Annotated in this window: 26 protein-coding genes; 9 read left to right on the top strand and 17 right to left on the bottom strand. The window is 73.7% G+C overall.

Annotation, left to right across the window (positions count from 1 at the left end):
* Positions 1-16: 16 nt before the first annotated feature.
* From SNOUR_RS23625 to rsmI, 6 genes are all read right to left on the bottom strand, one after another.
* Positions 17-958 carry a 4-(cytidine 5'-diphospho)-2-C-methyl-D-erythritol kinase gene (locus SNOUR_RS23625; protein WP_067350542.1) on the bottom strand — a complete coding sequence of 314 codons (942 nt, stop codon included), beginning with the start codon at positions 956-958 and terminating at the stop codon, positions 17-19.
* Positions 955-1,866 (bottom strand): 16S rRNA (adenine(1518)-N(6)/adenine(1519)-N(6))-dimethyltransferase RsmA, encoded by a 912-nt coding sequence (rsmA, locus tag SNOUR_RS23620; protein ID WP_067350540.1) that lies wholly within the window; start codon positions 1,864-1,866, stop codon positions 955-957. The genes SNOUR_RS23625 and rsmA overlap by 4 nt, the downstream gene beginning before the upstream one ends.
* A complete protein-coding gene (locus SNOUR_RS23615) occupies positions 1,863-3,023 on the bottom strand; it encodes a resuscitation-promoting factor (protein WP_067350536.1) in 1,161 nt (386 codons plus the stop codon). The genes rsmA and SNOUR_RS23615 overlap by 4 nt, the downstream gene beginning before the upstream one ends.
* A gap of 119 nt (positions 3,024-3,142) precedes the next feature.
* Positions 3,143-4,069, bottom strand: a complete 927-nt coding sequence (locus SNOUR_RS23610; protein WP_067350533.1) for a TatD family hydrolase — start codon at positions 4,067-4,069, stop codon at positions 3,143-3,145.
* Between the two features lie 33 nt (positions 4,070-4,102).
* Positions 4,103-4,552, bottom strand: a complete 450-nt coding sequence (locus SNOUR_RS23605) for a hypothetical protein (protein WP_067350530.1) — start codon at positions 4,550-4,552, stop codon at positions 4,103-4,105.
* A gap of 293 nt (positions 4,553-4,845) precedes the next feature.
* A complete protein-coding gene (gene rsmI / locus SNOUR_RS23600) occupies positions 4,846-5,712 on the bottom strand; it encodes a 16S rRNA (cytidine(1402)-2'-O)-methyltransferase (protein WP_067350529.1) in 867 nt (288 codons plus the stop codon).
* A gap of 106 nt (positions 5,713-5,818) precedes the next feature.
* Between rsmI and SNOUR_RS23595 the strand changes: the two genes are divergently transcribed.
* The 4 genes from SNOUR_RS23595 (at position 5,819) to SNOUR_RS23580 (ending at position 10,862) form a co-directional block, all read left to right on the top strand.
* Positions 5,819-7,558 carry a dolichyl-phosphate-mannose--protein mannosyltransferase gene (locus SNOUR_RS23595; RefSeq protein WP_067350527.1) on the top strand — a complete coding sequence of 580 codons (1,740 nt, stop codon included), beginning with the start codon at positions 5,819-5,821 and terminating at the stop codon, positions 7,556-7,558.
* Positions 7,559-7,738: 180 nt separating this feature from the next.
* Positions 7,739-9,394, top strand: coding sequence for a penicillin-binding transpeptidase domain-containing protein (locus SNOUR_RS23590; RefSeq protein ID WP_067350525.1), 1,656 nt, complete (start codon positions 7,739-7,741; stop codon positions 9,392-9,394).
* 86 nt (positions 9,395-9,480) lie between these two features.
* Entirely contained in the window at positions 9,481-10,017 is a 537-nt protein-coding gene (locus SNOUR_RS23585) for a YbaK/EbsC family protein (protein ID WP_067358677.1), read from the top strand.
* Positions 10,014-10,862 carry an EamA family transporter gene (locus SNOUR_RS23580; protein ID WP_067350522.1) on the top strand — a complete coding sequence of 283 codons (849 nt, stop codon included), beginning with the start codon at positions 10,014-10,016 and terminating at the stop codon, positions 10,860-10,862. The genes SNOUR_RS23585 and SNOUR_RS23580 overlap by 4 nt, the downstream gene beginning before the upstream one ends.
* A 281-nt stretch (positions 10,863-11,143) precedes the next feature.
* Here SNOUR_RS23580 and SNOUR_RS23575 read toward each other — a convergent pair whose 3' ends face one another.
* The 4 genes from SNOUR_RS23575 to SNOUR_RS23565 form a co-directional block, all read right to left on the bottom strand.
* A complete protein-coding gene (locus SNOUR_RS23575) occupies positions 11,144-11,926 on the bottom strand; it encodes an SDR family NAD(P)-dependent oxidoreductase (RefSeq protein ID WP_067350519.1) in 783 nt (260 codons plus the stop codon).
* A 314-nt stretch (positions 11,927-12,240) separates the two neighbouring features.
* On the bottom strand, positions 12,241-13,437 hold the full coding sequence (locus SNOUR_RS23570) for a serine hydrolase domain-containing protein (protein ID WP_067350518.1): 1,197 nt from the start codon (positions 13,435-13,437) through the stop codon (positions 12,241-12,243).
* A 154-nt stretch (positions 13,438-13,591) separates the two neighbouring features.
* Positions 13,592-13,720 (bottom strand): hypothetical protein, encoded by a 129-nt coding sequence (locus tag SNOUR_RS48455; RefSeq protein ID WP_312633402.1) that lies wholly within the window; start codon positions 13,718-13,720, stop codon positions 13,592-13,594.
* Positions 13,717-13,959, bottom strand: a complete 243-nt coding sequence (locus SNOUR_RS23565) for a hypothetical protein (RefSeq protein WP_067350516.1) — start codon at positions 13,957-13,959, stop codon at positions 13,717-13,719. Before SNOUR_RS23565 ends, SNOUR_RS48455 begins: the two co-directional genes overlap by 4 nt.
* Before the next feature lie 206 nt (positions 13,960-14,165).
* Between SNOUR_RS23565 and SNOUR_RS23560 the strand changes: the two genes are divergently transcribed.
* The 4 genes from SNOUR_RS23560 to SNOUR_RS23545 all read left to right on the top strand — a co-directional run bounded on the left by SNOUR_RS23560 (position 14,166) and on the right by SNOUR_RS23545 (position 19,065).
* Entirely contained in the window at positions 14,166-14,933 is a 768-nt protein-coding gene (locus SNOUR_RS23560; RefSeq protein ID WP_376738539.1) for a helix-turn-helix domain-containing protein, read from the top strand.
* A complete protein-coding gene (locus SNOUR_RS23555) occupies positions 14,930-15,148 on the top strand; it encodes a DUF397 domain-containing protein (RefSeq protein ID WP_067350503.1) in 219 nt (72 codons plus the stop codon). The genes SNOUR_RS23560 and SNOUR_RS23555 overlap by 4 nt, the downstream gene beginning before the upstream one ends.
* A 72-nt stretch (positions 15,149-15,220) precedes the next feature.
* Positions 15,221-15,445 (top strand): hypothetical protein, encoded by a 225-nt coding sequence (locus SNOUR_RS43285; protein WP_067350501.1) that lies wholly within the window; start codon positions 15,221-15,223, stop codon positions 15,443-15,445.
* A 242-nt stretch (positions 15,446-15,687) separates the two neighbouring features.
* Positions 15,688-19,065, top strand: a complete 3,378-nt coding sequence (locus tag SNOUR_RS23545) for a S41 family peptidase (protein ID WP_067350498.1) — start codon at positions 15,688-15,690, stop codon at positions 19,063-19,065.
* Positions 19,066-19,274: 209 nt separating this feature from the next.
* Here the strand turns inward: SNOUR_RS23545 and SNOUR_RS23540 are convergent, their stop codons facing one another.
* The 4 genes from SNOUR_RS23540 to SNOUR_RS23525 all read right to left on the bottom strand — a co-directional run bounded on the left by SNOUR_RS23540 (position 19,275) and on the right by SNOUR_RS23525 (position 23,012).
* A complete protein-coding gene (locus SNOUR_RS23540; RefSeq protein ID WP_067350496.1) occupies positions 19,275-19,490 on the bottom strand; it encodes a hypothetical protein in 216 nt (71 codons plus the stop codon).
* Between the two features lie 137 nt (positions 19,491-19,627).
* Complete coding sequence (locus SNOUR_RS23535) at positions 19,628-20,506, bottom strand: SDR family oxidoreductase (RefSeq protein ID WP_067350493.1); 879 nt, start codon at positions 20,504-20,506, stop codon at positions 19,628-19,630.
* Positions 20,503-21,471: an alpha/beta fold hydrolase gene (locus tag SNOUR_RS23530; protein ID WP_067350485.1), complete on the bottom strand. Its 969-nt coding sequence runs from the start codon at positions 21,469-21,471 to the stop codon at positions 20,503-20,505. The genes SNOUR_RS23535 and SNOUR_RS23530 overlap by 4 nt, the downstream gene beginning before the upstream one ends.
* The gene (locus SNOUR_RS23525; RefSeq protein ID WP_067350482.1) at positions 21,468-23,012 is read right to left on the bottom strand and encodes a flavin-containing monooxygenase; all 1,545 of its coding nucleotides are present in this window, start codon (positions 23,010-23,012) and stop codon (positions 21,468-21,470) included. The genes SNOUR_RS23530 and SNOUR_RS23525 overlap by 4 nt, the downstream gene beginning before the upstream one ends.
* 303 nt (positions 23,013-23,315) lie before the next feature.
* On the opposite strand from SNOUR_RS23525, the gene SNOUR_RS23520 reads away from it, so the two are divergent.
* Positions 23,316-24,044 carry a MerR family transcriptional regulator gene (locus tag SNOUR_RS23520; RefSeq protein WP_067350479.1) on the top strand — a complete coding sequence of 243 codons (729 nt, stop codon included), beginning with the start codon at positions 23,316-23,318 and terminating at the stop codon, positions 24,042-24,044.
* A 31-nt stretch (positions 24,045-24,075) separates the two neighbouring features.
* On the opposite strand, the gene SNOUR_RS46305 is transcribed toward SNOUR_RS23520, so the two are convergent.
* The 3 genes from SNOUR_RS46305 to SNOUR_RS23510 form a co-directional block, all read right to left on the bottom strand.
* A complete protein-coding gene (locus SNOUR_RS46305) occupies positions 24,076-24,222 on the bottom strand; it encodes a hypothetical protein (RefSeq protein ID WP_159425903.1) in 147 nt (48 codons plus the stop codon).
* Entirely contained in the window at positions 24,200-24,886 is a 687-nt protein-coding gene (locus tag SNOUR_RS47495) for an SH3 domain-containing protein (RefSeq protein WP_067350477.1), read from the bottom strand. The genes SNOUR_RS46305 and SNOUR_RS47495 overlap by 23 nt, the downstream gene beginning before the upstream one ends.
* 267 nt (positions 24,887-25,153) lie before the next feature.
* Positions 25,154-25,957, bottom strand: coding sequence for an exodeoxyribonuclease III (locus SNOUR_RS23510; RefSeq protein WP_067350474.1), 804 nt, complete (start codon positions 25,955-25,957; stop codon positions 25,154-25,156).
* Between the last annotated feature and the right edge of the window lie 96 nt (positions 25,958-26,053).

Below are 26,053 nucleotides of genomic sequence, written 5' to 3'. Positions count from 1 at the left end.
AGACGGCCGTTGGGGGTCAGCCGTTGGTGACGACCGTCGCGCCCGGGGCCGGGCCGGACGTGGCACGGGCCGTGCGGCAGGTGCCCGAGGCGCGCAGGGCGGCGGCGACGTGGTCGGCCCGGTCGGCGTCGGCCACCAGGAACGCGGTGGTCGGGCCGGAGCCGGAGACCAGGGCGGCCAGCGCCCCGGCGTCGGTGCCGGCGGCGAGGGCGGCGGCCAGCGACGGACGGAGGGAGACCGCGGCGGCCTGGAGGTCGTTGCCCATCGACGCGGCCAGGGCGGTGGCGTCGCCGGTGCGCAGGGCGTCCAGGAGGGCGGGGGACGGCTCGGGGTCGGGGATGTCGGCGGTGGTCGCGCCGCGGCCGGTCGCGTCGCGGAGGCGGTCGCACTCCTTGTAGACGGCGGGGGTGGACAGGCCGCCGTCGGCGACCGCGAAGACCCAGTGGAAGGTGCCGCCGACGGGCAGCGGCTCCAGCAGTTCGCCGCGGCCGCGGCCCAGCGCCGCGCCGCCGACCAGGCTGAACGGCACGTCGCTGCCCAACTCCGCGCAGATGGCGAGGAGTTCGTCCCGGGTGGCACCGGTGCCCCACAGGGTGTCGCAGGCCAGCAGGGCGCCGGCGGCGTCCGCGCTGCCGCCGGCCATGCCGCCGGCGACCGGGATGTCCTTGGCGATGTGCAGGTGGACGGCGGGGTCCAGGCCGTGGCGGGCGGCCAGCGCGCGGGCCGCGCGGGCGGCGAGGTTGGTGTCGTCCAGCGGGACCTGGTCGGCGTCCGGGCCGGTGCAGGTGAGCGTCAGGGCGTCCGCGGGGGTGGCGGTGACCTCGTCGTACAGGCCGACGGCCAGGAAGACGTTGGCCAGGTCGTGGAAGCCGTCGGGGCGGCGCCCGCCGACGGCGAGCTGGACGTTGACCTTGGCGGGCACCCGGACGGTGACGCCGGGGGCGGCGGGGCGGCTCATCGGGTGGGCTCCTGGTCGGAGGCGGCGCCGGCGGCCGGAACCTTGTTCTCGGCGATGGCGATGAACGACTCGACGGTCAGCGACTCGCCGCGGGCCTGCGGCGAGACGCCGGCCGCGACCAGGGCCGCCTCGGCCGCCGCGGCCGAGCCCGCCCAGCCGGCGAGGGCGGCCCGCAGGGTCTTGCGGCGCTGGGCGAAGGCCGCGTCGACCACGGCGAAGACCTCTTCGCGGGAGACCCGGGACGGCAGCGGCGTGGCGCGCCGGACGAGCGAGACCAGGCCGGACTCGACGTTGGGCGCGGGCCAGAAGACGTTGCGGCCGATCGCGCCGGCCCGCTTGACCTCGGCGTACCAGTTGGCCTTGACCGACGGGACGCCGTAGACCTTGTTGCCGGGCCCGGCGGCGAGCCGGTCGGCGACCTCGGCCTGGACCATGACCAGGGTCCGCTCGATGGTCGGGAACCGCTCCAGCATGTGGAGGAGGACCGGGACGGCGACGTTGTACGGGAGGTTGGCGACCAGCGCGGTGGGCGCCGGTCCGGGGAGTTCGGTGACGTGCAGGGCGTCGCTGTGGACCAGCGTGAAGCGGTCGGCGCGCTCGGGCAGCCGGGCGGCGACGGTGTCGGGCAGCGCCGCGGCGAGCACGTCGTCGATCTCGACGGCGGTGACCCGGTCGGCGGCCTCCAGCAGCGCCAGGGTCAACGAGCCCAGGCCGGGGCCGACCTCGACGACCACGTCGTCGGGGCGGACCTCCGCGGTCCGGACGATCCGGCGGACGGTGTTGGCGTCGATGACGAAGTTCTGGCCGCGCTGCTTGGTGGGGCGTACGCCCAGCGCTGCGGCCAGTTCCCGGACATCGGCGGGGCCCAGCAGCGGGCCGGTTTCGTCAGTGGTCTTGCGGTCGCTCACCCGTGAAGCTTACGGCCGCAGGCCGGCCAGGGGCTCGCGCCCCGGGTGACGTAGAGCTTCTTGGCCCGGAAGGTCTGCTCCTCGGCGGGTGCGTCCTGGGGGCGACCGCTGCCGCCGAGCCGGCGCCAGGTGCCGACGTCGAACTGGTAGAGCCCGCCGTAGGTGCCGGAGGCGTCGACCGCGTCCGGCCGGCCACCGGCCTCGCACGCGGCCAGTGCGCCCCAGGCGAGGCCGTCGGCGCCGCGGACGGAGGTGGGCAGCGCCCGGGTGCCGACGTGGACGATCTGCGGGCGCGGCGCCTGGACCGTCTCGGTCGCGACCTTGCGGGGCTTGCGGCGCACGCCGTTGACGGTGTCCAGGCGGTAGGTGACCCGCCGCAGGCCGGGGACGCCGGGGCGGACCACGGCCTCGGTGCCGACGGTCAGCTGCGGGTCGGGCCGCTTGACGGTGCGGAACGGGACGGTCTCCTCGCGGACCTCGGTGGTGCCGGTGATCCGCAGCACCGAGACGGTCTGGTCCTCGCGGGGGAAGCTGTCCGGCGGCACCGAGGTGGTGTCGTGGTCGCGCAGCGCCAGCCCGGCCTCGGCGAGGGCCTCGCGGACGGTGGCCGCGTTGGTGCGGACCCGGTACTCGCGGCCGTCGGCGACGAAGACCAGGGAGCGCTCGGTGCGGACGTGCAGTTCCAGGCCGTGCCGGCCGATGGGCTGGGAGCGGGCGGTGGAGAGGTAGGCGCCCTCGGCGCGGACGCCGAGCTGGTGCAGCGCGCCGGCGACGGTGTCGGCGGTGGTCCACACCTGGCGGCGCTCCCCGTCGAGGGTGAGCATGACCGGCCGGCCGTGGCGGACCACGACCTCGTCGCCGCTTCTGAGGTCGGAGCCGGGGGCCGGCGCGACGATGTCGTGGTCGCCGATCGCGAGGTTCTGGTCGGCGAGGAGTTCATCGACGTCGTCGGCGAAGGTGTGCAGCGTGTGGGGGTCGCCGTCGACGCTGAGCTTGACGGCCTTGTCGTGCGCGACGAAGGCCGTGGTGCCGCCGGCGAGGAAGGCGACGACCAGGGCCCGGGGCACCAGCCGACGCAGTTGTTCGGGCCTCTCGCGGGTGCGCCGGCGGCGGCCCCGGCCGCGCCCGGCTCGGTGGCCACTGGGCGAAGGAGTCACGCTGCACCTGCCACGGGTCGTCCGGTAACCGCTCAACCGCGGAATGTAGCGGAGGGCGGGCGGCGAGGGCGAACTCGCGCCACGGCGGGGCGGGTCCGCCGGGCGCGGTGCGGCGGCCGTCAGTAGTCGAACGCGCGGGCGGTGTTGGCGGCGACGGCCGAGGCCAGCGCGTCCTCCGTCATGCCCTTGACGTCGGCCATGGCCCGCAGGGTGAGCGGGATGAGGTAGGGCGCGTTGGCCCGTCCGCGGTACGGCGCGGGGGTGAGGAAGGGCGCGTCGGTCTCGACGAGCAGCAGTTCGGGCGGGGCGATCGCGAGGGCGTCGCGCAGCGGCTGGGCGTTCTTGAAGGTGACGTTGCCGGCGAACGACATGAAGTAGCCGGCCGCGGCGCAGACCTCGGCCATCGCGGCGTCGCCGGAGTAGCAGTGGAAGACGACCCGGTCGGGCGCGCCCTCCTCGCGCAGGATGCGCAGCACGTCGTCGTGGGCCTCGCGGTCGTGGATGACCAGGGCCTTGCCGTGCCGCTTGGCGATCTCGATGTGGGCGCGGAAGGACCGCTCCTGGGCGGCCATGCCCTCGGGGCCGGTGCGGAAGCGGTCCAGGCCGGTCTCGCCGACGCCGCGGACCTCGGGGCGGGCGGCGAGCGCGTCGATCTCGGCGAGGGCGGCGTCCAGCGCGGCGTCGCCGCCCGGCTCGCGGGCGCCCTGCCGGGACCAGCCCGCCCGTCGCCCACCACCACCCTCCCCGGAGTCGCTTCGCGACGCCCCCTCGATGGGCTCGCCGAGGACGATCCGCGGGGCCTCGTTGGGGTGCAGGGCGACGGTGGCGTGCACGGCCTCGTGGGCGGCGGCGGTGTCCGCCGCCCAGCGGGAGCCGTTCAGGTCGCAGCCGACCTGGACGAGGGTGGTCACGCCGACCGACGCGGCCGTGGCCAGGGCCTCCTCGACGGTGACCCCCTGCATGTCCAGGTGGGTGTGCGAGTCCGCGACCGGAACCCGGAGCGGTTCGGGCAGCGGCGGCGGGGTGTCTTTGTCCTGCTTGGCCATGACCGCGATCCTACGAGGACCGCGGTCGACGCCTCACTTGCGGTGGTGCTGGAAGGGGTGCAGCAGGTCGGAGAGGTGCCAGTGGTGCCGTCCCGACTCGGCGGCGGGGTCGCCGTCCGCGCCCTGGTGGGAGTTCTTCCGGTGATGCGGGCGCTGGTGCATGTTCGCGATCGCGTCGGAGACCATCGAGACCTGACCGGAGCGCATGATGCGGACGACGTGGCCGCCGCAGTTGAGGCACGTCGGACGGGTCAGGGGGGACGGGACCCGCTCGCCGTCCGTGAAGTAGACGGCGTGCGTGACGCCCTTGGCATCCACCTGGTGCTCGATCTCGTACGCCTGCTCCCAGCCGTGGCCGCAGCCCATGCAGCAGAACGCGTACGCCTCGCGGGCGGCGGGCTCGGACGGTCGGGGGCGGGGCGGGAGGGGGCTCGCAGGGGCCGCACCGGGGATGCCGGCGGTGGTCTTCGTGATGTCGCTCATGTGCGCTCCTCTTGTCCGCTGGACAAGCTCTCCGGGGACCGGACGTCCCGGTACCCAGGGAACGCCTTTCGCGGCCGGAGCGCAGCCGAGCTGCTACCTATTGGCCCAGATTTGGCAGGTCGTAGGAAAAACGGACCGCAAGGGGGCGAATCGCTTTACCTTCGATGCCGGCCATTTACCTTCCTGTGGGTCGGTTCAAGGCTGTGGCCTGGGCTTTTACGCTCTACCGAGCACGGTCGCGCTCAGCAGGGCGCAGCGGGACCCGGCGGGGCGCACCGGGGCCGGCCGACCGATCACGACTTCCCGGCGGCACCCCGCTCGGCGTTCTTCGCCGCCACCACCGCGTCGAAGACCTCCCGCTTGGGCAGCCCGGCCTCCGCCGCCACCGCCGCGATCGCCTCCTTGCGACGCTCCCCGGCCTCCTCGCGGACCCGCACCCGGCGCACCAGCTCCGCGGCGTCCAGCTCCGCGGGCCCGCTCTCCGGCGCCCCCTCGACGACGATCGTGATCTCCCCGCGGACGCCCTCGGCGGCCCATGCCGCCAACTCGCCCAGCCCGCCCCGCCGGACCTCCTCGTACGTCTTGGTCAGCTCCCGGCAGACCGCGGCCCGGCGGTCCGCGCCGAAGACCTCGGCCATCGCGGCGAGCGTGTCGTCCAGGCGGTGCGGCGCCTCGAAGTAGACCAGGGTGCGCCGCTCCCCGCCGACCTCCCGGAGCCGGGAGAGCCGCTCCCCCGCCTTGCGGGGCAGGAAGCCCTCGAAGCAGAACCGGTCCACCGGCAGCCCGGACACCGCGAGCGCGGTGAGCACCGCGCTCGGGCCGGGGACCGCGGTGACCTTGACGCCGCGCTCGACGGCCGCCGCCACCAGCCGGTAGCCGGGGTCGGAGACCGACGGCATCCCGGCGTCGGTGACCAGCAGCACCCGCGCACCGCCGGACAGCGCGTCCGCCAACTCGGGCGTCCGGGCCGCCTCGTTGCCCTCGAAGTACGACACGATCCGGCCGGTCGGCTGCACCTCCAGCGCCTGGGTGAGCCGGCGCAGCCGCCGGGTGTCCTCGGCGGCGATCACATCGGCGGCGGCCAGCTCGGCGGCGAGTCGCGGCGGGGCGTCCGCGACCTCGCCGATGGGCGTCCCTGCAAGTACCAGCGTTCCAGTCACCCTCCCATCCTCCCAGCCCCGCGCAGCTCCCCGGTCGGGCCCGTGCCGGTGACGCGCGGCGCCGGCCGGCGCCGCGGACCCCCGCCGCACAGGCCGCTTCCCTACGATGGGCCGGGTGAGAAGTGACACCACCGCGACGCACGCGGCCACCCTGCGCACCCCGGAGCCGACCGACCGGCCCCCCGTGTGGCAGCGGCGACTGCGCCGGTTCGGATACGTCGCCCGTCCCGGCGCCGACGTCCGGACGCGGCTGGTGGCGCCGTTCCCCGAGCCGGACGGGCGGCTGTGGGCGCTGCTCGGCGCCGGCCCGCGGCTCGCACCGCGCCTGGCGCGCTGGTCGGGCTGGCTCGGGCCGCTGCTGGTGACGCTGCTCGCGGGCGTGCTGACGTTCTGGAACCTCGGCAGCCCGCGCAAGGTGATATTCGACGAGACGTACTACCCCAAGGACGCCTGGTCGCTGCTCCAGTACGGCTACGAGGGCACCTGGGCGAAGAACGCCAACGACGCCCTGCTGGCCCACCCCCCGCAGATCCTGCTCTCGCCGGAGCACTCGTACGTCGTCCATCCACCGATGGGCAAGTGGCTGATCGCGCTGGGCGAGTGGGCGTTCGGGATGAACCCCTTCGGCTGGCGGTTCATGACCGCGCTGCTGGGCACCCTGTCGGTGCTGCTGGTCTGCCGGATCGGGCGGCGGCTGCTGCGCTCGACGGCGCTGGGCTGCCTGGCCGGCGGGCTGCTGGCGGTGGACGGCCTGCACTTCGTGATGAGCCGCACCGCGCTGCTCGACCTGATCGTGATGTTCTGGGTGCTGGCCGGCTTCGGCTGCCTGCTGGTGGACCGGGACCGCACCCGCGCCCGGCTGGCGGCGGCCCTGCCCACGAACCCCGAGGGGGTGGCCCGACCCGACGCGGAGGTCGGCGGCCGACTGCGGCTGGGCTGGCGCCCGTGGCGGATCGCGGCCGGGCTGTGCCTGGGCCTGTCGGCGGCGACGAAGTGGAACGGCCTGTACTTCCTGGCGGCGTTCGCGCTGATGTCGGTGCTGTGGGACATGGGGGCGCGGCGCACCGCCGGCGCCCGGCACCCGTTCCGGGCTGCGCTGCGGCGCGACGCGCTGCCCGCCTTCGTCTCCACCGTCGTGGTGGCGCTCGCCACCTACCTGGCGTCCTGGAGCGGATGGATCGCCACCAAGGGCGGCTACTACCGCGACTGGGCCACCTCGCCCGAGGGCCGGAACAGCTCCTTCACCTGGCTGCCGGACTGGCTGCGCAGCCTGTGGCACTACCAGACCGAGGTCTACGCCTTCCACACCGGACTGACCACACCGCACACCTACATGTCCAACCCGTGGAGCTGGCTGGTGCTGGGCCGCCCGGTCTCGTACTTCTACGAGGACCCCAAGGCCGGACAGGACGGCTGCACCGCCGCCGAGGGCTGCGCCCGCGAGGTACTGGCGCTGGGCACCCCGCTGCTGTGGTGGGCGGCCTGCTTCGCGCTGCTCTACGTGCTGTGGCGGTGGCTGTTCCGGCGGGACTGGCGGGCCGGGGCGATCGCCTGCGGCGTCGCCGCCGGCTACCTGCCGTGGTTCCTCTACCAGGAGCGGACCATCTTCCTCTTCTACGCGGTGGTCTTCGTCCCGTTCCTGTGTCTGGCGCTGGCGATGATGATCGGCGCGATCGTCGGGCCACCGCGGGCCAGTGAGCGGCGCCGCACCATCGGCGCGGTCGGCGCCGGTGTCCTCGTTCTGCTGATCGTGTGGAATTTCGTCTACTTCTATCCCCTGTATACGGGTCTGCCCATTCCCAAGAGCGCCTGGCACAACCGGATGTGGTTCGACAGCTGGGTCTAGGGCGGACCCGCCGCGGAGCCCCGACCTGGCCCCCGTGACGAACCTGTGACGATGGTTGAACAGTGCGTCACCGGACCGTGCCCTGATCGAGACTCACCGCTTGCCCGTGTCCCTTAGAGTGCGATGGGCGTTCTTGGGTGCGTACTCAAGGACTCAAGCTCCTGGGAGGGGATCGGTGGCATGCGCCGCGAGGTGAAATACGGACTGATCGGCGGTTCGGTGGCCCTGGTGGCCGGAGTCGTCGGCGGTTTCACGCTGTTCGGCGGCTCGGACGGGTCGGCACCGCAGGCGGTCAGGGCGGCGGATGCCAAGTCCGGCGACGGCGGCCCCACGGTGCCCACCGGCCCGCTGACCGCCAAAGAGGTGAACACCACCACACAGATGTTCCTGACGGCCTGGCAGTCCGGCGACATCGACAAGGCCGCCGCGCTGACCGACGACCCGGGCGCCGCCCGCAGCGCGCTCACCTCCTTCGCCCAGCAGGCGAAGTTCTCCAAGGTGACGCTGAAGCCGGGCACCCCGACCGGCTCCAAGGTGCCGTACACGGTCAACACCGAGATCGCGTACAAGTCCGTCAAGACCCCGTTCTCGTACGACAGCGCGTTGACGCTCCAGCGCGCCAAGGCCACCGGGAAGCCGCAGGTCGCCTGGCAGCCGTCGACGCTCTACCCGGGCCTGGCCAAGGGCGACGAGCTGCGCACCGGGGAGGCCGAGGCGCCGCCGATCAAGGCGGTGGACCGCAACGGCGTCGAGCTGACCGCCAAGGACCACCCGACGCTCGCCGCGGTGCTGGACAGCCTGCGCACCAAGTACGGCAACAAGACCAACGGCAAGCCCGGCGTGGAGCTCTACGTCCACCGCGCCAAGGCCGCCGACAGCAACAAGCAGCAGCCCGACAAGACCCTGAAGGTGCTCTCCCAGGGCACCCCCGGCACGCTGCGCACGACGCTGGACGCCAAGCTCCAGGCCGCGGCCGAGAACGCGGTCAAGGGCAAGAAGTCGGCGTCCGCCGCGGCCGTCAAGCCCAGCACCGGCGAGATCCTGGCGCTCGCCAACTCCCCCGCGAACGGCTTCAACCTCGCCGCCCAGGGGTCGCTGGCGCCCGGCTCGACGATGAAGATCGTCACCGCCGCGATGCTGATGGACAAGGGGCTGACGGCGCCGGACAAGAAGGACCCGTGCCCGAAGTTCGTCACGGTCGGCGGCTGGAAGTTCCAGAACCTCAACAAGTCCGAGATCCCGGACGGCACCTTCGCGCAGAGCTTCGCGGCGTCCTGCAACAACGCCTTCATCGGGCACGCCAAGGACCTCGGTGACGACGACCTGACCAACGAGGCCCGGGACGTCTTCGGCATCGGGCTGAACTGGGCGACCGGCATCCCCACCTTCGACGGCACCGTCCCGGTCCAGCACGACGCCCAGATGGCGGCCTCGCTGATCGGCCAGGGCGGGGTCCGGATGAACCCGCTGAACGTCGCCTCGATCGCCGCCACCGCCCAGTCCGGCTCGTTCCACCAGCCGTACATCGTCGCCGCGTCGCTGGACAACCGGACGTTCGCCAAGGCCGCCCGCACCATGAAGCCGGACACCGCGTCCAACCTCAAGGCCCTGATGAAGCTGACCGCGACCTCCGGGACGGCCGCCGAGGCGATGCAGGGGATCAGCGGCGACATCGGCGCCAAGACCGGCTCCGCCGAGGTCGACAACCAGGACAAGCCGAACGCCTGGTTCGCCGCCTACCGCGACGACCTGGCGGCCGCCGCGGTCGTCCCGGCCAGTGGTCACGGCGGCACCAACGCGGGCCCGTTGGTCCGCGCCATCCTGACCGCCAACTAAGGGCCCGCGGGCACCCGTTCACACCGGGTGCCCACCGGCCGGAAGTCGTTCGCATGGCCCGTACAGCTTTCGCTAGCGTGCGGGCCATGAGCGATTCCGGTACCGAGACCGCCCCTGCCGTCCGACCCCACCCCCGCTTCGCCGAGGCCCTCACCGCCCTCGGGCTGAGCGTGGAGGTGCGCCGGTTCCCCGAAGCCACCCCGAGCGCCGCGCAGGCCGCCGCCGCGATCGGCTGCGACCTCGACCAGATCGTCAAGTCACTGATCTTCACGGCACGGGGGTACCCCGATGCGTCGAGCCAGGGGGAAGAGGTACCCGTGCTGGTCCTGGTGGACGGCGCCTCGCGGGTGGACGTGGAGCGGGTCCGGGCCGAGCTGGGCGCCACCAAGGTCCGCCGGGCCGATGCCGCGCTCGTCCGGGAGGCCACCGGCTACGCCATCGGCGGCGTCCCCCCGTTCGGCCACCGCACCCGCACCACCGTGCTCGCCGACCGCGGCATCCTCGCCCACCACACCGTCTGGGCCGCGGCCGGCACCCCGCACACCGTCTTCCCGCTCGACCCGCAGAGCCTGATCGCCCACGCCGGCGGCCGGGTGGTCGACGTGCGCGAGCAGACCTCGTGACGCCGCTGGTCGTCGCGGCGGTGCTGCTGGCCGCCGTCACCCACGCCAGCTGGAACGCCCTCGCCCACGGCATACGCGACCAGTTGCTGGCCTTCACCCTGGTCGGGGGCGGCGGCGCGGTCTGCGGCGCGGTCCTGGCCTGCTTCACCCCGCTGCCGGCGGCCGGCGCCTGGCCGTACCTGCTGGCCTCCTCGGTGCTGCACATCGTCTACCAAGGGCTGCTGATGCAGTCGTTCCGCCTGGGCGACTTCGGGCAGATGTATCCGATCGCCCGGGGCACCGCGCCGCTCGTCGTCACCGTGCTCGCCGCGGTCTTCGTGCACGAGGTACCGGACGGCTGGGCGCTGGCCGGCGTGGCCCTGGCGTCCGCGGGACTGGTGGGCCTGGCGGTCTGGGGCATCCGGGGCTCCGGCGTCCGCCCGCACTGGCCGGCGATAGCCGCGGCGCTCGCCACCGGCCTGTCCATCGCCGCGTACACCACCGTCGACGGCCTGGGCGTCCGCGCCTCGGAGACCTCGCTGGGCTACATCGCCTGGCTGATGATCCTCGAAGGGCTGGTCATCCCGGCCTACGCGCTGGCCACCCGACGCGGCCGGCTCGCCGCCGAGCTGCGCCCCGTCGCACTGCGCGGCCTGGCCGGCGGGCTGCTCTCGGTGATCGCCTACGGGCTGGTGCTGTGGGCGCAGACCCGTGCACCGCTCGCCCCCATCGCGGCGCTCCGCGAGTCGTCGATCATCGTCGGGGCCGCCATGGGGACGCTCTTCTTCAAGGAGCGGTTCGGCCTGCCGAGGCTGGCGGCGGCGGGGGTGATGGTGGTGGGGATCGGCCTGATGATGGCCGGCTGAGGGCCGCGGAGCGGCCGGCGCTTCCCACGTTGTCGGGTCTCCCGCCGTGGGGCTGGCGCCGGGCGCTTCCCACGTTGTCGGGTCTCCCGCCGTGCGGGTTGCGGTGTTTTCCGCCTTCGGCGGGAGGGGTGTGGGGGGCGGGGCCCCGCGTCGTGCGTGGTGGCGGGTCCGGGGGCTCCGGGGCGGGTTGTCGGACTGCTGCGCTTGACGTCCGACAACCCGCCCCTCCGCCCCCGGACCCTCCCGCAGTGGGTGGGACCCCGCCCCCGTGGGGGGAATTCTCATCTGCCACGCAGGGCGTGGCGCAGTTCGGCGTTGGCGACCAGGATGCCGCCGTCGACGGGGAGGGTGATGCCGGTGACCCAGGAGGCGTCGGGGGAGGCGAGATAGGCGACGGCCGCGGCGATGTCCTCGGGGCGGCCGACCCGGCCCAGCGGGTAGGCGGCAGCCGCCCGCTCAAGGTGCTCCTCGCGGCCTGCCCAGTTGGGGGTGTCGACGGTGCCCGGTGCGACCAGGTTGACGCGGACGCCGCGGGGCGCGGCGTGGCCGGAGAGCGTGCGGGTCAGGCTGGCCAGGCCCGCCTTGGCGGCGCTGTAGGCGTGGTTACCGAAGTCCTGGATGCCGTTGACCGAGCCGATGTTGACGATCGAGCCGCGACCGCCGGCGGCGGCCAGGTGCGGCAGGGCGGCCCGGGCGCAGCGCATGGCGCCGCTCAGGGTGAGGTCGAGGTCGGCGGCCCACTCCCCGTCGGGGGTGTCCTCGAAGAGCGGAGGGTCGGGGTGGCAACCGAAGGCGTTGTTGACCAGGGTGTCCAGGCCGCCGAAGCGCGCCACGGCGTGGGCGACGGCCGCCTCCACCGCGGTCCGGTCACCGACGTCGCAGGCCCGTGCCTCGGCGACGCCGCCGGCCGCGCGGAGGGCGTCGGCCGCCCGCTCGGCACGCGCCCCGTCGATGTCGGTGAGCAGTACCCGCGCGCCCTCGTCGGCCAGCCGCCGGGCGGTGGCCTCGCCGATGCCCCGCCCGGCCGCCGTGATCAGTACCCGATATCCCTCGAATCGCCTCATGGCCCGCTACCTACCCACCGCCCACACTTCTGCGACGAGCCCGGTTCCGTCCCGCACCCCCACCGGCCCACACTTCTGCGACGAGCCCGGTTCCGTCCCGCTCCCCCACGGGGGCGGGGTCCCACCCACTGCGGGAGGGTCCGGGGGCGGAGGGGCGGGTTGTCGGACGTCAAGCGCAGCAGTCCGACAACCCGCCCCGGAGCCCCCGGACCCGCCACCACGCACGACGCGGGGCCCCGCCCCCCACACCCCTCCCGCCGAAGGCGGAAAACACCGCAACCCGCACGGCGGGGAACCCGACAACGTGGGGAGATTCAGCCGCCCACGGCGGCAACGGCGGCAACGGCGCGGACAAGCGCCTGCGCCCGCGGATCCGCGGTCACGTTCCGCTGCATGCCGTTGGTGACGTAGCCGAAGGCGATCCCGCTCTCCGGGTCGGCGAAGGCGAGCGCGCCGCCGCGGCCGGGGTGGCCGAACGAGCCGGGGCCGAGCAGCGGGGAGGCCGGGCCGTGCAGCATGAAGCCCAGGCCGAAGCGGGTGTTGACGAGGAGGGTGCGGTCGGGGCCTGCGGACTCCTCGGTGCGGGCGAGGGTCAGGGTGGCCGGCGCGAAGAGCCGCGGGTGGTCGTCGACCGGGCCGATCAGTGCGGCGTAGGCGCGGGCCAGCGCGGGGGCGGTGGCGATGCCGGCGGAGGCGGGGAGTTCGGCGGCGCGGTAGGCGTCGTCGTTCTCGTCGGGGGCCGGGGAGATCGCGGCGAAGGCGCGGCTGGTGAGGGAGTCCGGGTCGGCGTAGGCGTCGGCGACCGACCTCTTGGGGCGGACCCGCAGGCCGGCGGAGGCGGGGCGGGGCGGCGGCTCGACGGGCGCGAGGCGGCCGACGCGGGGGCGGGCCTCGTCCGGGAGGCCGATCCACAGGTCGAGGTCGAGCGGCCGGGATATCTCCTCGGCGACCCAGGCGCCGAGGGTGCGGCCGGTGACCCGCAGCACGAGTTCGCCCAGCAGCCAGCTGTAGGTCTGGGCGTGGTAGCCGTGGTCGGTGCCGGGTGTCCAGGCGGGGGCCTGGGCGGCGACCGCGGCCGGGCCGCTGACGCCGTCGATGGCCTGGGCGGGGGTGAGCGGGGTGTCCAGGGCCGGCAGGCCGGCGCGGTGCGCGAGCAGGTGGCGGACCAGGACGCGGTCCTTGCCGGCGGCCTTGAACTCGGGCCAGTACGTGCCGACCGGGGCGTCCAGGTCGAGCTGGCCGCGCTGGTGCAGCAGGAGCGGGACGGTGGCGGCGATGCCCTTGGTGGCGGAGCGGACGACCTGGGCGGTGCCAGGCTCCCAGGGGGCGGCCGTGGCGTCGTCGGGGTCGGCGTCGCCGTCCTTGGTGCCGGCCCGGAGGTCCACGACCTTGCGGCCATCCCGGTAGACGGTGACCGCCGCGCCGCGCTCGCCGCGCTCGGCGAAGTTGGCTGCGAAGGCGTCCCGGACCGGCTCGTAGCCGTCCTCCACCGTGCCCTGGACGTCCACCACTGACTCGCTTCCCACTCTTCCGTCGCGTTCGATGACCCATCAATGGTGCAACGCCGGGATCCATGCTCATGACCAGGGGGACCGCCAGGGGCCGGGGGCGTGGCGTTCCTCACATCGGGGCGCGGGGCGGCGGGCGGCGCCGCCCCGATCCGGGTCAGAGGTAGATCTGCCGCGCGCAGTCGCGGCAGTGGGTCTTACCGTCGCGCTTCGTCGTCCGCCGGTGCTCGCACGTCTCCGCCTTGGGCGTCTTGGGCGTCTTGGATGCCTTGGGTGCCTTCGTCACCGCGCCGCCCCGAGCCCGTCGGGCCGCACCGCCGCGGCGAGCGCGCGGGCCGTCGCCACGTTGCAGCGTCCCAGCTCGATGAGCGTGAGCGGTACGGGCCCGGTGCAGGAGGCGGCATCGAGCGACAAGGAGGGCAGGCACACCCCCGCCGCCCTGAGCGCATCGTTCAGTTCATCGCGCGCCTGCTCCGCGTCCCTGATCTTCTCCATCGCCGTCATCCACCGACCTGCCGTCGTCATGCCCGTCAACTCCCTACGTGCGTTCGCCTGATGCCCCGACCGGGGGCCTCTTACGTTGTGTGCTCCCAGAGTTACGCTGCATGACATCGACCCGCCAGGCCGTTCCTGTCCCCATATCCGCTTGGGGAGAAGGGAGTTGCACCGTGCCAGCACGCCCCCGTGAGCTGACGCCCGACCGCAGTGCCCGCCATCTCTTCGGCGCCAAGATGCGCGCCTATCGGGAACGGGGCGCCATAAGCCTTGAGGGGCTGTCCGACGTCGTGAAGATCAGCCGCAGTCACCTGTCCCGGATCGAGACCGCCGAGGCGATGCCGCCTCCTTCGCTCCCGGCCATGCTGGACGCGGCCTTCGGGACGGATGGGATCTTCGAGGAGCTGTATCGGCTCGCGAGCAAGGAGATCCATCCGGACAGGTACCGGCGCCGGATGGAGTTTGAGGCACGGGCCCGGGTCATCGACGAGTTCTCCGGTCAGCTCGTGACAGGACTGATCCAGACCGAGGAGTACGCCCGTGCGCTGTTCCAGACCTACGACCCGAGGCGGAGCCCGGACGAGATCGAGGAGCTGTGGACGGTCCGTCTGAGTCGGCAGGCTCATCTGCGGGCCGACCCTCAGCCGGATCTCTCGGTGATCCTTGACGAGGCAGTGCTCCGGCGGTCCTTCGGTGGACCGGCCGTCATGCGGGCGCAATTGGCCCGTCTCATCGAGGTGACACTGACTCCCACGACCACCTTGCAGGTTCTCCCATTCGCGCACGGGGGACATGCCCTGGCCGGGGGCTCGCTGTCGTTGTTCACCCTCGAAGACGGGACCCAGGTCGCCTGGGATGAGGGCTACGCGAGTGGGACGTTGCTAGAGGATCCGGAGACCGTCAGGCACCGTCGGCGGGCCTACGATCGGCTCAGGGCGTGCGCCCTGTCGCCGCGTGATTCGGCGGCGTTCATCCGGTCCGTCATGGAGGCACTACCGACATGAGCACCTCCCCCGACCTCGCCCGTGCGGAGTGGGTCAAGTCGAGCTACAGCAACGGTGACGGCGGCGGCTGCATCGAATGGGCCCCCGCCCACACCACCGCGGGCACCGTCCCCGTCCGCGACAGCAAGGACCCGCACGGCCCCGCGCTCCGCTTCGGCACGGCCGCCTGGTCCTCGTTCGTCACCGTCGTCAAGGGCGGGGAGCTCTCTGCCTGATCTCCGCGGAAGCCCCCGGACAGCTGGCCCCTGCTGATCAGCGGGGGCCGGTCGCCGTCTCCCTTGACTCTTGTGGCCCGCTCCCCCGCCGGGTTCGCCCCGTGCTCCGCGGAGAGCTGGCGCGCCCCGTGGGAGATGTACGGCGGCTGCGACATCGTCGCGGAGCTGTTCAAGCCGCTGCCGAGCTTCGTCGTCGGCCGCTATCTCGGGGTGCCGGAGGCGGACCGGGCCAGCGCCGCACCCTGCTCGACGCCCCGGCCCGGCTGCCGGCGGCCGTCGCGGAGCTGCTCCGGCTGACCTCCCCGGTGCAGTGCCTGGCCCGCACCGTCACCGCCGACACCACGCTGCACGCCCGCACCGTCCCGGCCGGCCGCAAGGTGCTGCGCGGGCGGCTCGTACGTGCGCCGGTACGCGTCGCTGCCGTTCGTCACCGGCCGGACGTGACCGTTTCCGTTCGCGGATGAGGCACGGGTGAGCGGAGCGGGGCCGTCCGGCCAGGCCGAGTTGCCGCCCACCCGCGGCGCCGAAACCATGGGGGCGTGAGCGATGCACCCGAGGCGTATCTGCGGTATCCGCATCTCCACGGCGACCTGCTCTGCTTCGCCGCCGAGGACGACCTGTGGCTGGCGCCGCTCGCGCCGGACGGCGCGGAGCCGGGCCGGGCCTGGCGGCTGACCGTGGACCGGACCCGGGTCGGGCACCCGCGGTTCTCCCCCGACGGCACCCGGATCGCCTTCACCAGCTGGCGCAGCCTCGACCCGGAGATCCACCTCGTGCCGGTGGCGGGCGGCCCGGCCCGGCGGCTGACGTACTGGGGCAGCACCGACGCCCGGGTCTGCGGCTGGACGCCGCCGGACCACGAGGGCCAGTCGCAGATCCTCGCGGTGTCCTCGCACGGCCAGCCGTTCTCGTACTACTCCTGGGCGTACAGCCTGCCCACCGACGGCAGCCCGGGCGGGCAGCTGCCCTGGGGGCCGGTCGCCCACATCGCGCTGGCCGACGTCGACGGGGAGCGCCGCACCCTGCTGCTCAGCGGCAAGCCGCCGCACGAGCCGGCGTCCTGGAAGCGCTATCGGGGCGGGGCGATGGGCCGGATGTGGCTGCACGGCACCCGGCTGCTGCCGGATCTGTGCGGGCACCTGGACTCGGTGATGTTCACCGGCGGCCGGATCGCCTTCCTCTCCGACCACGAGGGCGTCGGCAACGTCTACTCCTGCCTGCCGGACGGCACCGATCTGCGCCGGCACAGCGACCATCCCGACTTCTACGCCCGGCACGCCTCGACCGACGGTTCCCGGATCGTCTACCAGTGCGCCGGCGACCTCTGGCTGATCGACGACCTGGGCCCGGACGCGGTGCCGCGGAAGCTCGCGGTGCGGCTGGGCGGTCCGCGGGCCGGCCGCCGCGGCTACCAGGTCCCGGCCGCCTCGAACGTCACCGGGCTGGCGGTGGACACCACCGGGCGGGCCAGCGCGGTGGGGGTCCGCGGCAGCCTGTACTGGCTCACCCACCGCGACGGCCCGGCCCGCACGATCCACGACACCCCGGGCGTACGGGTCCGGCTGCCGGTGATGCTGGGCGCCACCGGGCGGATCGCGTATGTGACGGACGCCGAGGGCGAGGACGCCGTCGAGATCGCCAATCTGCCGCGGGCCAGCGGGCCGGGCACGCCGCGCCGGCTGGCGGCCGGGGCGCTGGGCCGGGTGCACGAGCTGGTCCCCGCGCCGGACGGCGAGCGGCTGGCGGTGGCCACCCACGACGGGCGGCTGCTGCTGGTGGAGACCGGCGCGCCGGAGGAACCGGGGAGCGGCCCGGCGGGCGGCCCGGCCGAACCGGTCACCGAGCTGACCCGGTCCGCCAACGGCCCGGTCCGCGACCTGGCCTTCTCCCCCGACTCCCGCTGGCTGACCTGGTCGCACCCGGGCATCGGCCGTTCACTGCGCAAGATCAGCATGGCCCGGCTGTCCGACGGGCACGTCGTGGACGTCACCAACGGCCGTTTCGAGGACGAGCAGCCGGTGTTCACCCGGGACGGCCGCTATCTCGCGTTCCTGTCCTGGCGCGGCTTCGACCCGGTCTACGACGTGCACACCGGCGATCTGTCGTTCCCGCTGGGCTGCCGCCCCTATCTCGTCCCGCTGTCGTCGGCGACGCCGTCCCCGTTCGCGCTGTCCCCGGAGGGGCGGCCGGCGGCCGGCGGGCTGGACCCGGACGAGAACCCTCCCCCGTCCGGGGAGGGGCCGGTGCTGGTGGAGGTCGAGGGGCTGGCCAACCGCGTCACGCCGTTCCCGGTCGCCGCCTCGAAGTACTCCTCGCTGCAGCCGGTCGGCGGCGGTGGGCTGGTGTGGCTGCGCTGGCCGATCTCCGGGGCGCTGGGCGAGACCTTCGCCAACCCGGCCGACACCTCGGGCCGGCCCACCCTGGAGCACTTCGACCTGGTCAAGGCGCGGCGCACCGAACTCAGCAGCTCCCTGGACGGGTTCGCGCTCAGCGGCGACGGCACCCGGCTGGTCGTCAACGACGAGGGCGAGCTGCGCGCGGTGCCCGCGACCGAGCCGGCGGACAGCGACTCCACGGTCTATCTGGACCTGCGGCGGATCCTGCACGACGTCGATCCCGGGGCGGAGTGGCGGCAGGCGTTCGAGGAGGCCGGCCGGATCGTCCGGGCGTACTTCTGGGACCCGAAGCTGTGCGGGATCGACTGGGACGAGGTGCTGGCGCAGTACCGGCCGCTGCTCGAACGGGTCGCCAGCCCCGACGAGTTCGCCGACCTGCTGCGCGAGGTGCTGGGCGAGCTGGGCACCTCGCACGCCTATGTCACCGGCGCCCGACGCAACGAGGGGCCGCCGCACTACCAGCGCCCGATCGGGCTGCTCGGCGCCAACTTCGTGCGCCGGGACGGCCGTTGGGTGGTCCGACGGATCCTGCCCGGCGAGTCCTCGGACTCCAAGGCCCGCTCGCCGCTGGCCGGCACGGGCGTCCGCGAGGGCAGCGCGCTCACCCATGTCGACGGGCGCCCGGTGGACCCGGTGGCCGGCCCGTACCCGCTGCTGGCCGCGGCCGGCGGCACGACCGTGGAACTGACCTTCGGCCCGCCCGTCGCCCACCGCCCTTCAGGGGAAGACCCGGGGGAAGACCCTTCGGGCCCCGTCGACGAGGTCGAGGGGACCGGCAACGGCCACGCCCGCCGGGTCGCGGTGGTCCCGCTGGTGGACGAGCGGCCGCTGCGCTACCAGGACTGGGTGGCCAAACGGCGCGCCGTGGTGCGGGAGTTGAGCGACGGCCGGTGCGGCTATCTCCACATCCCGGACATGGGCGGCTCGGGCTGGGCGCAGTTCAACCGCGACCTGCGGCGGGAGGTCGCGATGCCCGCGCTGATCGTGGACGTCCGCGGCAACGCCGGCGGCAACATCTCCGAGCTGGTCATCGAGAAGCTGACCCGGACCATCATGGGCTGGGACCTGACCCGGGACGCCGAGCCGGTGTCGTACACCAGCAACGCGCCGCGCGGCCCGGTGGTCGCCCTCGCCGACGAGATGACCTCGTCCGACGGCGACATGATCACCGCGGCGTTCAAACTGCAGGGCATCGGGCCGGTGGTCGGGACCCGGACGTGGGGCGGGGTGGTCGGCATGACCGGCCGGCACCGGCTCGCCGACGGCACCCAGATCACCGTGCCGATGAACGCCGCGTGGTTCCACCTCTACGGCTGGGGGGTGGAGAACCACGGCGTCGAGGTGGACATCGAGGCGCTGCGTTCGCCGCTGCACTGGGCGGAGGGCCAGCACCCGCAGCTCGGCGTCGCGGTGCGCACCGCGCTGGAACTCCTGGAGCGGCATCCCGCGGCGGACCCGCCGAACCTCTCCGACGTCCCGGACCGAAGGCGTCCGCCGCTCCCGCCGCGCGGCACCGACTGACCACTGCCCACGCCCCGTTGACCACACTCCGTCGAGGCCCCCGTTGGCGCCGGTACGAAGGCCGACGACGGCACGAAGGGGGCGCACGACGGCACGAAGGAGCGCACGACGAAGGGGCGCATCCGGATCCGGATGCGCCCCTCCACGAGGACGAACGACCCTCGTTCAGGACGTCGGACGCCCGTCACGCACGGACGGACGTCGTCGCGTCAGCTCTGGTAGCGGTCCTCCGCGTCGTCCAGCGACTGCTGGCCGCGCTCGCGGGCCTGCTGACCCCGCTCCTGGCCCTGCTTACCGCGCTCCTGGGCCTGCCGGCCGCGCTCCTGGCCCTGCTCGCGGCCGCGCTCCTGGCCCTGTTGGGCCCGCCGCTTGGCCTCGTCCTTGAGCTGCTGCGCCTTGTCCTTGAACTGGTCTTCGATGCCCATGCTGTTCACTCCTGTGGGGGTGTCGGGAATCGGGCTCGACAAGCGTGACACGAACCGACATTCGTCGCATTTCGATCACAATCGGGCACTCTCCGTGGCCGGCTCCCGGGCTCGATCCCACCCCGCCCCCGGCCCCGCTACCCGCTCACCCGGGCCCTCTCGTCCGCCTCGCCGCCCGCGCCGACCAGACCGGGCCGGAACCCGTCGAGCCGGCCCTCGAACCGCCGCATCTCGCGCTGCCCCACCGTCCCGATGAGCGACGGCAGACAGCCGCGCACCGACTGCATCCCGCGCAGCCACCACTGCGCGTAGACGTGCGCGGAGCGGCGCTCGATGCCGGCCACCAGCCGGTCCACCGCCGGGCCCAGCGGATAGGTCTTGTTGGCCGGCCAGGGCAGCCGGGCGCGCAACTCCCGCATCAGGTCCTCCCGGTCGGCGCCGCGCACCATGTCGGTGTCGGTCCAGCTCAGGTACCCGACGCCGACCCGGACGCCCTTGTAGCCGACCTCGGCGCGCAGGCTGTGCGCGAACGCCTCCACGCCCGACTTGGAGGCGCAGTACGCGCTCATCATCGGCGCCGGCGTGATCGCCGCGAGCGAGGCGATCTGCAGGAAGTAGCCGCGGGATTCCATCAGCACCGGCAGGAACGCCCGCCCGGTGACCGCGCCGCCGATCAGATTGACCTCGATGACCCGCCGCCAGGCCACCGGGTCGGAGTCCAGCAGCGGACCGCCGGTCGCCACGCCGGCGTTGGCGACCACCACATCGACCTTCCCGAAGCGGAGCTTGACCTCCTTCGCCACCCGGGCCATCGCCTCGTGGTCGGTGACGTCGGCGTGCCAGTGGTGGGCCGGGCCGTGCAACGAGGCCGCGACCTCGCGCAGTTCGTCGGGTTCCAGGCCGATCAGCGCCAGCGTCGCCCCGCGCGCCGAGAGCTTGCGGGCCAGCAGCGCCCCGACCCCGCGCGCCGCGCCGGTGACGACCACGACCTGCCCGTCGAGCTTGCTTCCGTTCATGCCGCCTTCTCCTTCTTCTGCCGCCTCGCCGGCCGCTCGTCCCGGGAGGACGGGGTGGCGGCCAGATGGTCGCGGACGAGTTCCCGCAGCCGCCCGGCGACCGCGTCGGGGGCCTCGACGGGGGTCATGTGGCCGAGCCCGGGCAGCTCGGTCAGCCCTTCGCACCGCGGGAGGACGGAGGCCAGCCGCCGGGCGTGCACGAACGGGGTGAGCCGGTCCGCGGTGCCCGCCAGGACCGCGGTCGGCACCTCCAACCGGCTGACGCCGCGGGTGAGTTGGAGGTGGTAGAGCACCATGCCCCAGCGGGCCCGGACGTCGATCGGGCAGGCGTGCACGATCCGCGCGCACGCCTCTATCTGCTCGGCGCTCGACCCGCCGCCCATCGTGGCGTAGCGCAGGGCCCACTTGGCGACCGGGGAGACCGGGCCGAGCGGGGCGCGCGAGCCCAGCAGCAGCCGGTGCGCCAGGCGGCGACCGCCGGGCGAGGGCAGCGGGAACACCCGGGACTCGGCGGCCAGGTCGGCGCAGCCGGTGCTGCACAGCAGGGCGGCCGCGGCCCGGGCGCGCAGCTCGGGCCGCTCGGCGGCGGCCATGATCGTCATCCCGCCCATGGAATGCCCGCCGACGACGGCCCGCTCACCGGGGGCCAGGCTCTGCTCCAGGACGGCGACCAGGTCGTCGGCGAGCGCGCGGGTGCTGTAGCCGGCGGGCGGGACGGCCGGGCTGCGCCCGTGCCCCCGCTGGTCGTAGACCACCACCTTGTGGGTGTCGGCCAGTTCCCGGACGACCGGCGCCCAGAACGCGGTCGAGCAGGTCCAGCCGTGCGAGAGGACCACCGCCGGGGCACCCTCGGGCCCGTGGACCTCGGCGTACAGCCGCGACCCGTCGGCGGAGGTGACGTCCAGCGTCCTGTGGGGCACCGGCGGGGCGTAGCGGCCCCGGGTGGCGTGTGCCGGCCGCTTCATGCCACCACCTCCTCGGCGGTGGCCCGGCCGGCGGCGGGGGTCGGCCCGTCGTCCGGTTGCCGCTGCGCCGGTCGGACCACCCGGTACTCGGCGAGGTCCACCTGCCGGGTCGCCCGGCGGAACTCCGAGGTGGTGCCCGGCCAGGCGGTGGTGTTCCGCCCGCTGGCGTCCAGGTACCAGCTGTCGCAGCCGCCGGTGTTCCACACCGTGCGCCGCATCCGCTCCTGGATGGTGCGGGTCCATCCGTCGACCGCGGACCGCCGGGCGTCCAGCGCGGTCCGGTCGCCGAGGACGTCCAGCTGGCGCATGAAGTCGACGAGGTAGTTCAGCTGCGCCTCGATCATCAGGATCATCGAGCTGTTCCCCAGGCCGGTGTTGGGCCCGATGATGGTGAGGAAGTTGGGGAAGCCGGCCGCGCTGGTGCCGCGCAGCGCCGCCATGCCGTCCTTCCACTCCTCCGCCAGGGTGGTGCCGCGCGCCCCGGTGACCCGCTGCGCGATCGGCATGTCCGTGACGTGGAAGCCGGTCCCGAAGATGACGGCGTCCACCTCGGCCTCGCTGCCGTCCGTCGCGACCAGGACGTTGCCGCGGATCTCGCGCAGTCCGGAGGTCACCACGTCCACGTTGGGCCGGGCCAGCGCCGGGTACCAGGCGTTGGACAGCAGGATCCGCTTGCAGCCGATGCGGTAGTCGGGCGTCAGCCGGGCCTGCAGCGCCGGGTCCTTAATCGCCTTGCGCATGTGCGACTTGGCGAGGGACTCGATCAGCCCCAGCTCGCCCGGCCGCTTGGTGAACGCGCCGACCTGCAACTCCCGTATTCCCCAAAGGAGTTGGCGGCGAAGCTGGCGGGTGGCCGGCACCCTGGTGTGCAGCCACCGCTCCGCCCCGGTGATCCGCCGGTCGGCCCGCGGCATCACCCACGGCGGCGTCCGCTGGAACACCGTCAGCCTGTCGACCTCCGGCTGGATCGCCGGCACGATCTGGATCGCCGAGGCACCGGTTCCCACCATGGCGACCCGCTTGCCCCGCAGGTCGTAGTCGTGGTCCCAGCGCGCCGAGTGGAAGACCTTGCCGGGGAAGTCCGCCAGCCCCGGGATGTCGGGGATCCGCGGGTCGGAGAGCGGCCCGGTGGCCGACACCACCACGTCGGCGGTGAACGACCCCGCGGCGGTGTCGATCTCCCACCGCAGCTCCTCGCCGTCCCAACGCATCGCGCGCACCTCGGCGTTGAAGCGGAGGTGCGGCCGCAGCCCGAAGGTGTCCGTCACCCGCTCCAGGTACGCCCGGATGTGCGGCTGCCCGCTGAAGTTGCGCGGCCACTGCGGATTGGGGGCGAACGAGAACGAGTACAGGTGCGAGGGCACGTCGCAGGCGCACCCCGGATAACTGTTGTCCCGCCAGGTTCCGCCCACCGAGTCCGCCCGCTCCAGGATCACGAAGTCGGTGATCCCCGCACGCCGCAGCCGTACGGCGGCCCCCAGGCCGCCGAACCCCGATCCGATCACCGCCACCCGCACATGCCGCTGCCCGTCGTCGGCCATGCCGCCGCCACCTCCCGAGTCGACGCTTCACCGTCCCCAAACCGTGCCAGCAATCACTGGCACGATTGGCACGGTTGGAGCGTAGGGCAGTTGCGTACCGAGCGGTAGGGGTCGGGCGACGGGAAGTTACCTTCGGTCATACGCGGCGCCCCCTCGCACCGCCCCGCATAGGCTGGCCCCGTGGCAGACCAGGCGGCAGCGCAGAACCCCCAGGACCACCCCCGGCCCGCGGACACCCGCGCCGAGCAGGGGGGCGGCACCCCCGTGCCTTCCGAAGGCCCCCTGAAGCAACGCGAGTTCCGCATGGCCGACCTGGCCCGGGAGGCCGGCATCACCGTCCGCACCCTGCGCTTCTACCGCGAGCGCAAGCTCCTCCCGCCGCCCCGCCGGGAGGGCCGGATCGCCTGGTACGACGAGCACCACCTCGCCCGCCTGCGCACCATCGCCGCCCTCCTGGAGCGCGGCCACACCCTCGGCGGGATCGCCGAGCTGCTCACCGCCTTCGAGACCGGCCGCGACGTCGGCGAACTCCTCGGCCTGCCCAGCCCGCTGCTGACCCCCTGGTCCGAGGAGACCCCGGTCCGCCTCACCCCCGAGGAGCTGGCCGACCACTTCAGCGGCGAGGTCACCCCGGAGAACCTCACGGCCTCGCTCGCCCTGGGCTATCTGGCCGTGGACGGCGACGAGTTCGTGCACATCAGCCGCCGCCTGCTGGACGCCTCCACCAACCTCATCGCCCAGGGCATCCCGCTCGCCGCGGTGCTGGAGGCCGGCGGCCGGGTCCGCGCCCACGCCGACGCCCTCGCCGACCTCTTCACCACCCTCATACGCAGCCACCTCGTCCCGACGCTCGGGGACCTCCCCCGGGCCACCGAGGCCGTCGAGAACCTCCGCCCGCTCGCCAAGGGCGTCGTCGAAGCCGAGCTCTCCATGGCCATGGACCGCCGCATCCGCGCGGAACTGGAGAGCCTGCTGGGCGGCGACCGGAACACCGGACCGAAGCCGGCACCGCGCCCGGAACAGGCGGAGTAGACGCCCGCGGCCCAGCGGGCGCGGCAGGCGGCTACGCCTCGTACACCACCGTCACCGGCGCATGGTCGCTCCAGCGCCGGTCGTACGCCGCCGCCCGCTCCACGTACGCCTTGACGGCGCGGGCCGCCAGCCCGGCGGTGGCCAGGTGGTCCCCCTCAGTAGGTGACCTCCCACTCATCGTCCGAAGCCTGCCTGTCGACGGCGCGCTTGCCGGAGGTGCGGTCGGCGCGCTTGCCGGAGGTACGGTCGGGGCGCTTGCCGGAGGTACGGTCGGGGCGCTTGCCGGTAGTGCCGTCCGCGCCCTTGCTGGAGGTGCCGTCGGTGCCCTTGCTGGAGGTGCCGTCGGTGCCCTTGCTGGAGGTGCCGTCCGCGCCCTTGCTGGAGGTGCCGTCGGTGCCCTTACCGGAGGTGGCGTCGGTGCCCTTGCTGGAGGCGTCGTCCGCGCCCTTGTCGGAGAGGCCGTCGCTCCCCCTGCCGGAGGCGTCACCGGCACCCTTGTCGGAGACGCCGTCGCTCCCCCTGCCGGAGGCGTCACCGGCACCCTTGTCGGAGACGCCTTCCGCCTCGTCCTTGCTGGAGGTGCCGCCGTCCGCCTCCTGGCACCACTCGACGTGCCCGGTGCCCTTGACGTACCGGGCCGGAATCCATGCATCCCGGTCACGGAGTCGGAACCAGAACCTGTTGCCTTCGACTTCCTCGGCTTTGGCCATGCAGCGCAAGCCGACCAGAGCGCCGTATCCGAGGCTGCCGATGATGGCGGAGTCGGTGCTGGGAGACTGGCGTTCGTTGACGCCGATGCGGCTGAGAACAGTGCCGTAGGGCTGCGAAGGCGTTGTATGCATCCTGAAGTTCGGGGCCTTGGGGCCGGCATCCGCAGATGCGGAGGAAGCCGTTCCCGCGCCGGCGGCCAGGATGGCAGCGGCCACAAAAGGGGCAGTAACGTACTTTTCGATGGTCACACCGAGGTAACGGTCAGGCTTGACGGAGGTCACGCAAGGCAGTGACCGCGATGCGCGGCTGATCCGCTTCGCGAACCACGCCTCCGTCGACCCCACGACCAGGTGAACCCGCCGATCGCCCCTCGCTCATCTCGCGCGGACACTCGCCCCCTACACGTCGAACGTCACCGTGACGGGCGCATGGTCGCTCCAGCGCTGGTCGTACGCCGCCGCCCGCTCCACGTACGCCTTGACGGCGCGGGCCGCCAGCCCGGCGGTGGCCAGGTGGTAGTCGATCCGCCAGCCCGCGTCGTTGTCGAAGGCCCGCCCGCGGTAGGACCACCACGAATAGGGCCCCTCGGTGTCGGGGTGCAGCCCGCGGACGACGTCCACGTAGCCGCCCCGGGCCTCGTCCAGCACGGCGGACAGCCAGTCCCGCTCCTCCGGCAGGAAGCCGGACTTCTTCTGGTTGGCCTTCCAGTTCTTCAGGTCGGCCTCCCGGTGGGCGATGTTCCAGTCGCCGCAGACGACCACCTCGCGGCCGTCCGCCGCGGCCCGCTCGCGCAGCCCGACGAGGTACGGCAGGAACTCCGCCATGAACCGTTCCTTCTCGTCCTGCCGCTCGGTGCCCACCTCACCGGACGGCAGATAGAGGCTGGCCACCGTCACCCCGGGGAGATCGGCCTCCACGTACCGCCCGCTGTCGTCGAACTCCGCCGACCCGAAGCCGACCCGCACCCGCTCCGGCTCCCGCCGGGTGTAGAGCGAGACGCCGGCCCGGCCCTTGGCGGCGGCCGGCGCGTGCACGACGTGCCAGCCGGCCGGCTCCCGCACCTCGGCCGGCAGCTGGGCGGTCTCGGCCCGCACCTCCTGGAGGCACAGCACATCGGCGGCGGTCCCGGCCAGCCACGGCACGAAGCCCTTCTTGGCCGCGGCCCGCAGCCCGTTCACGTTCACAGTGGTCACGGTCAGCATCCCGGCACCCTAACCCGGCATCCGCCGGCCGGGCCCACCGCGCCTGCGGCGAGACGGGCGGGGGTCCGGGCGCGTCGGCGCGTCACCGGGCGATCA

Origin of the sequence: Streptomyces noursei ATCC 11455 (genome assembly GCF_001704275.1) — a bacterium.
GTDB classification, from domain to species: domain Bacteria; phylum Actinomycetota; class Actinomycetes; order Streptomycetales; family Streptomycetaceae; genus Streptomyces; species Streptomyces noursei.
Note: the sequence above shows the minus strand (reverse complement) of the source record. Positions and strands in the feature narration are given on the sequence as shown.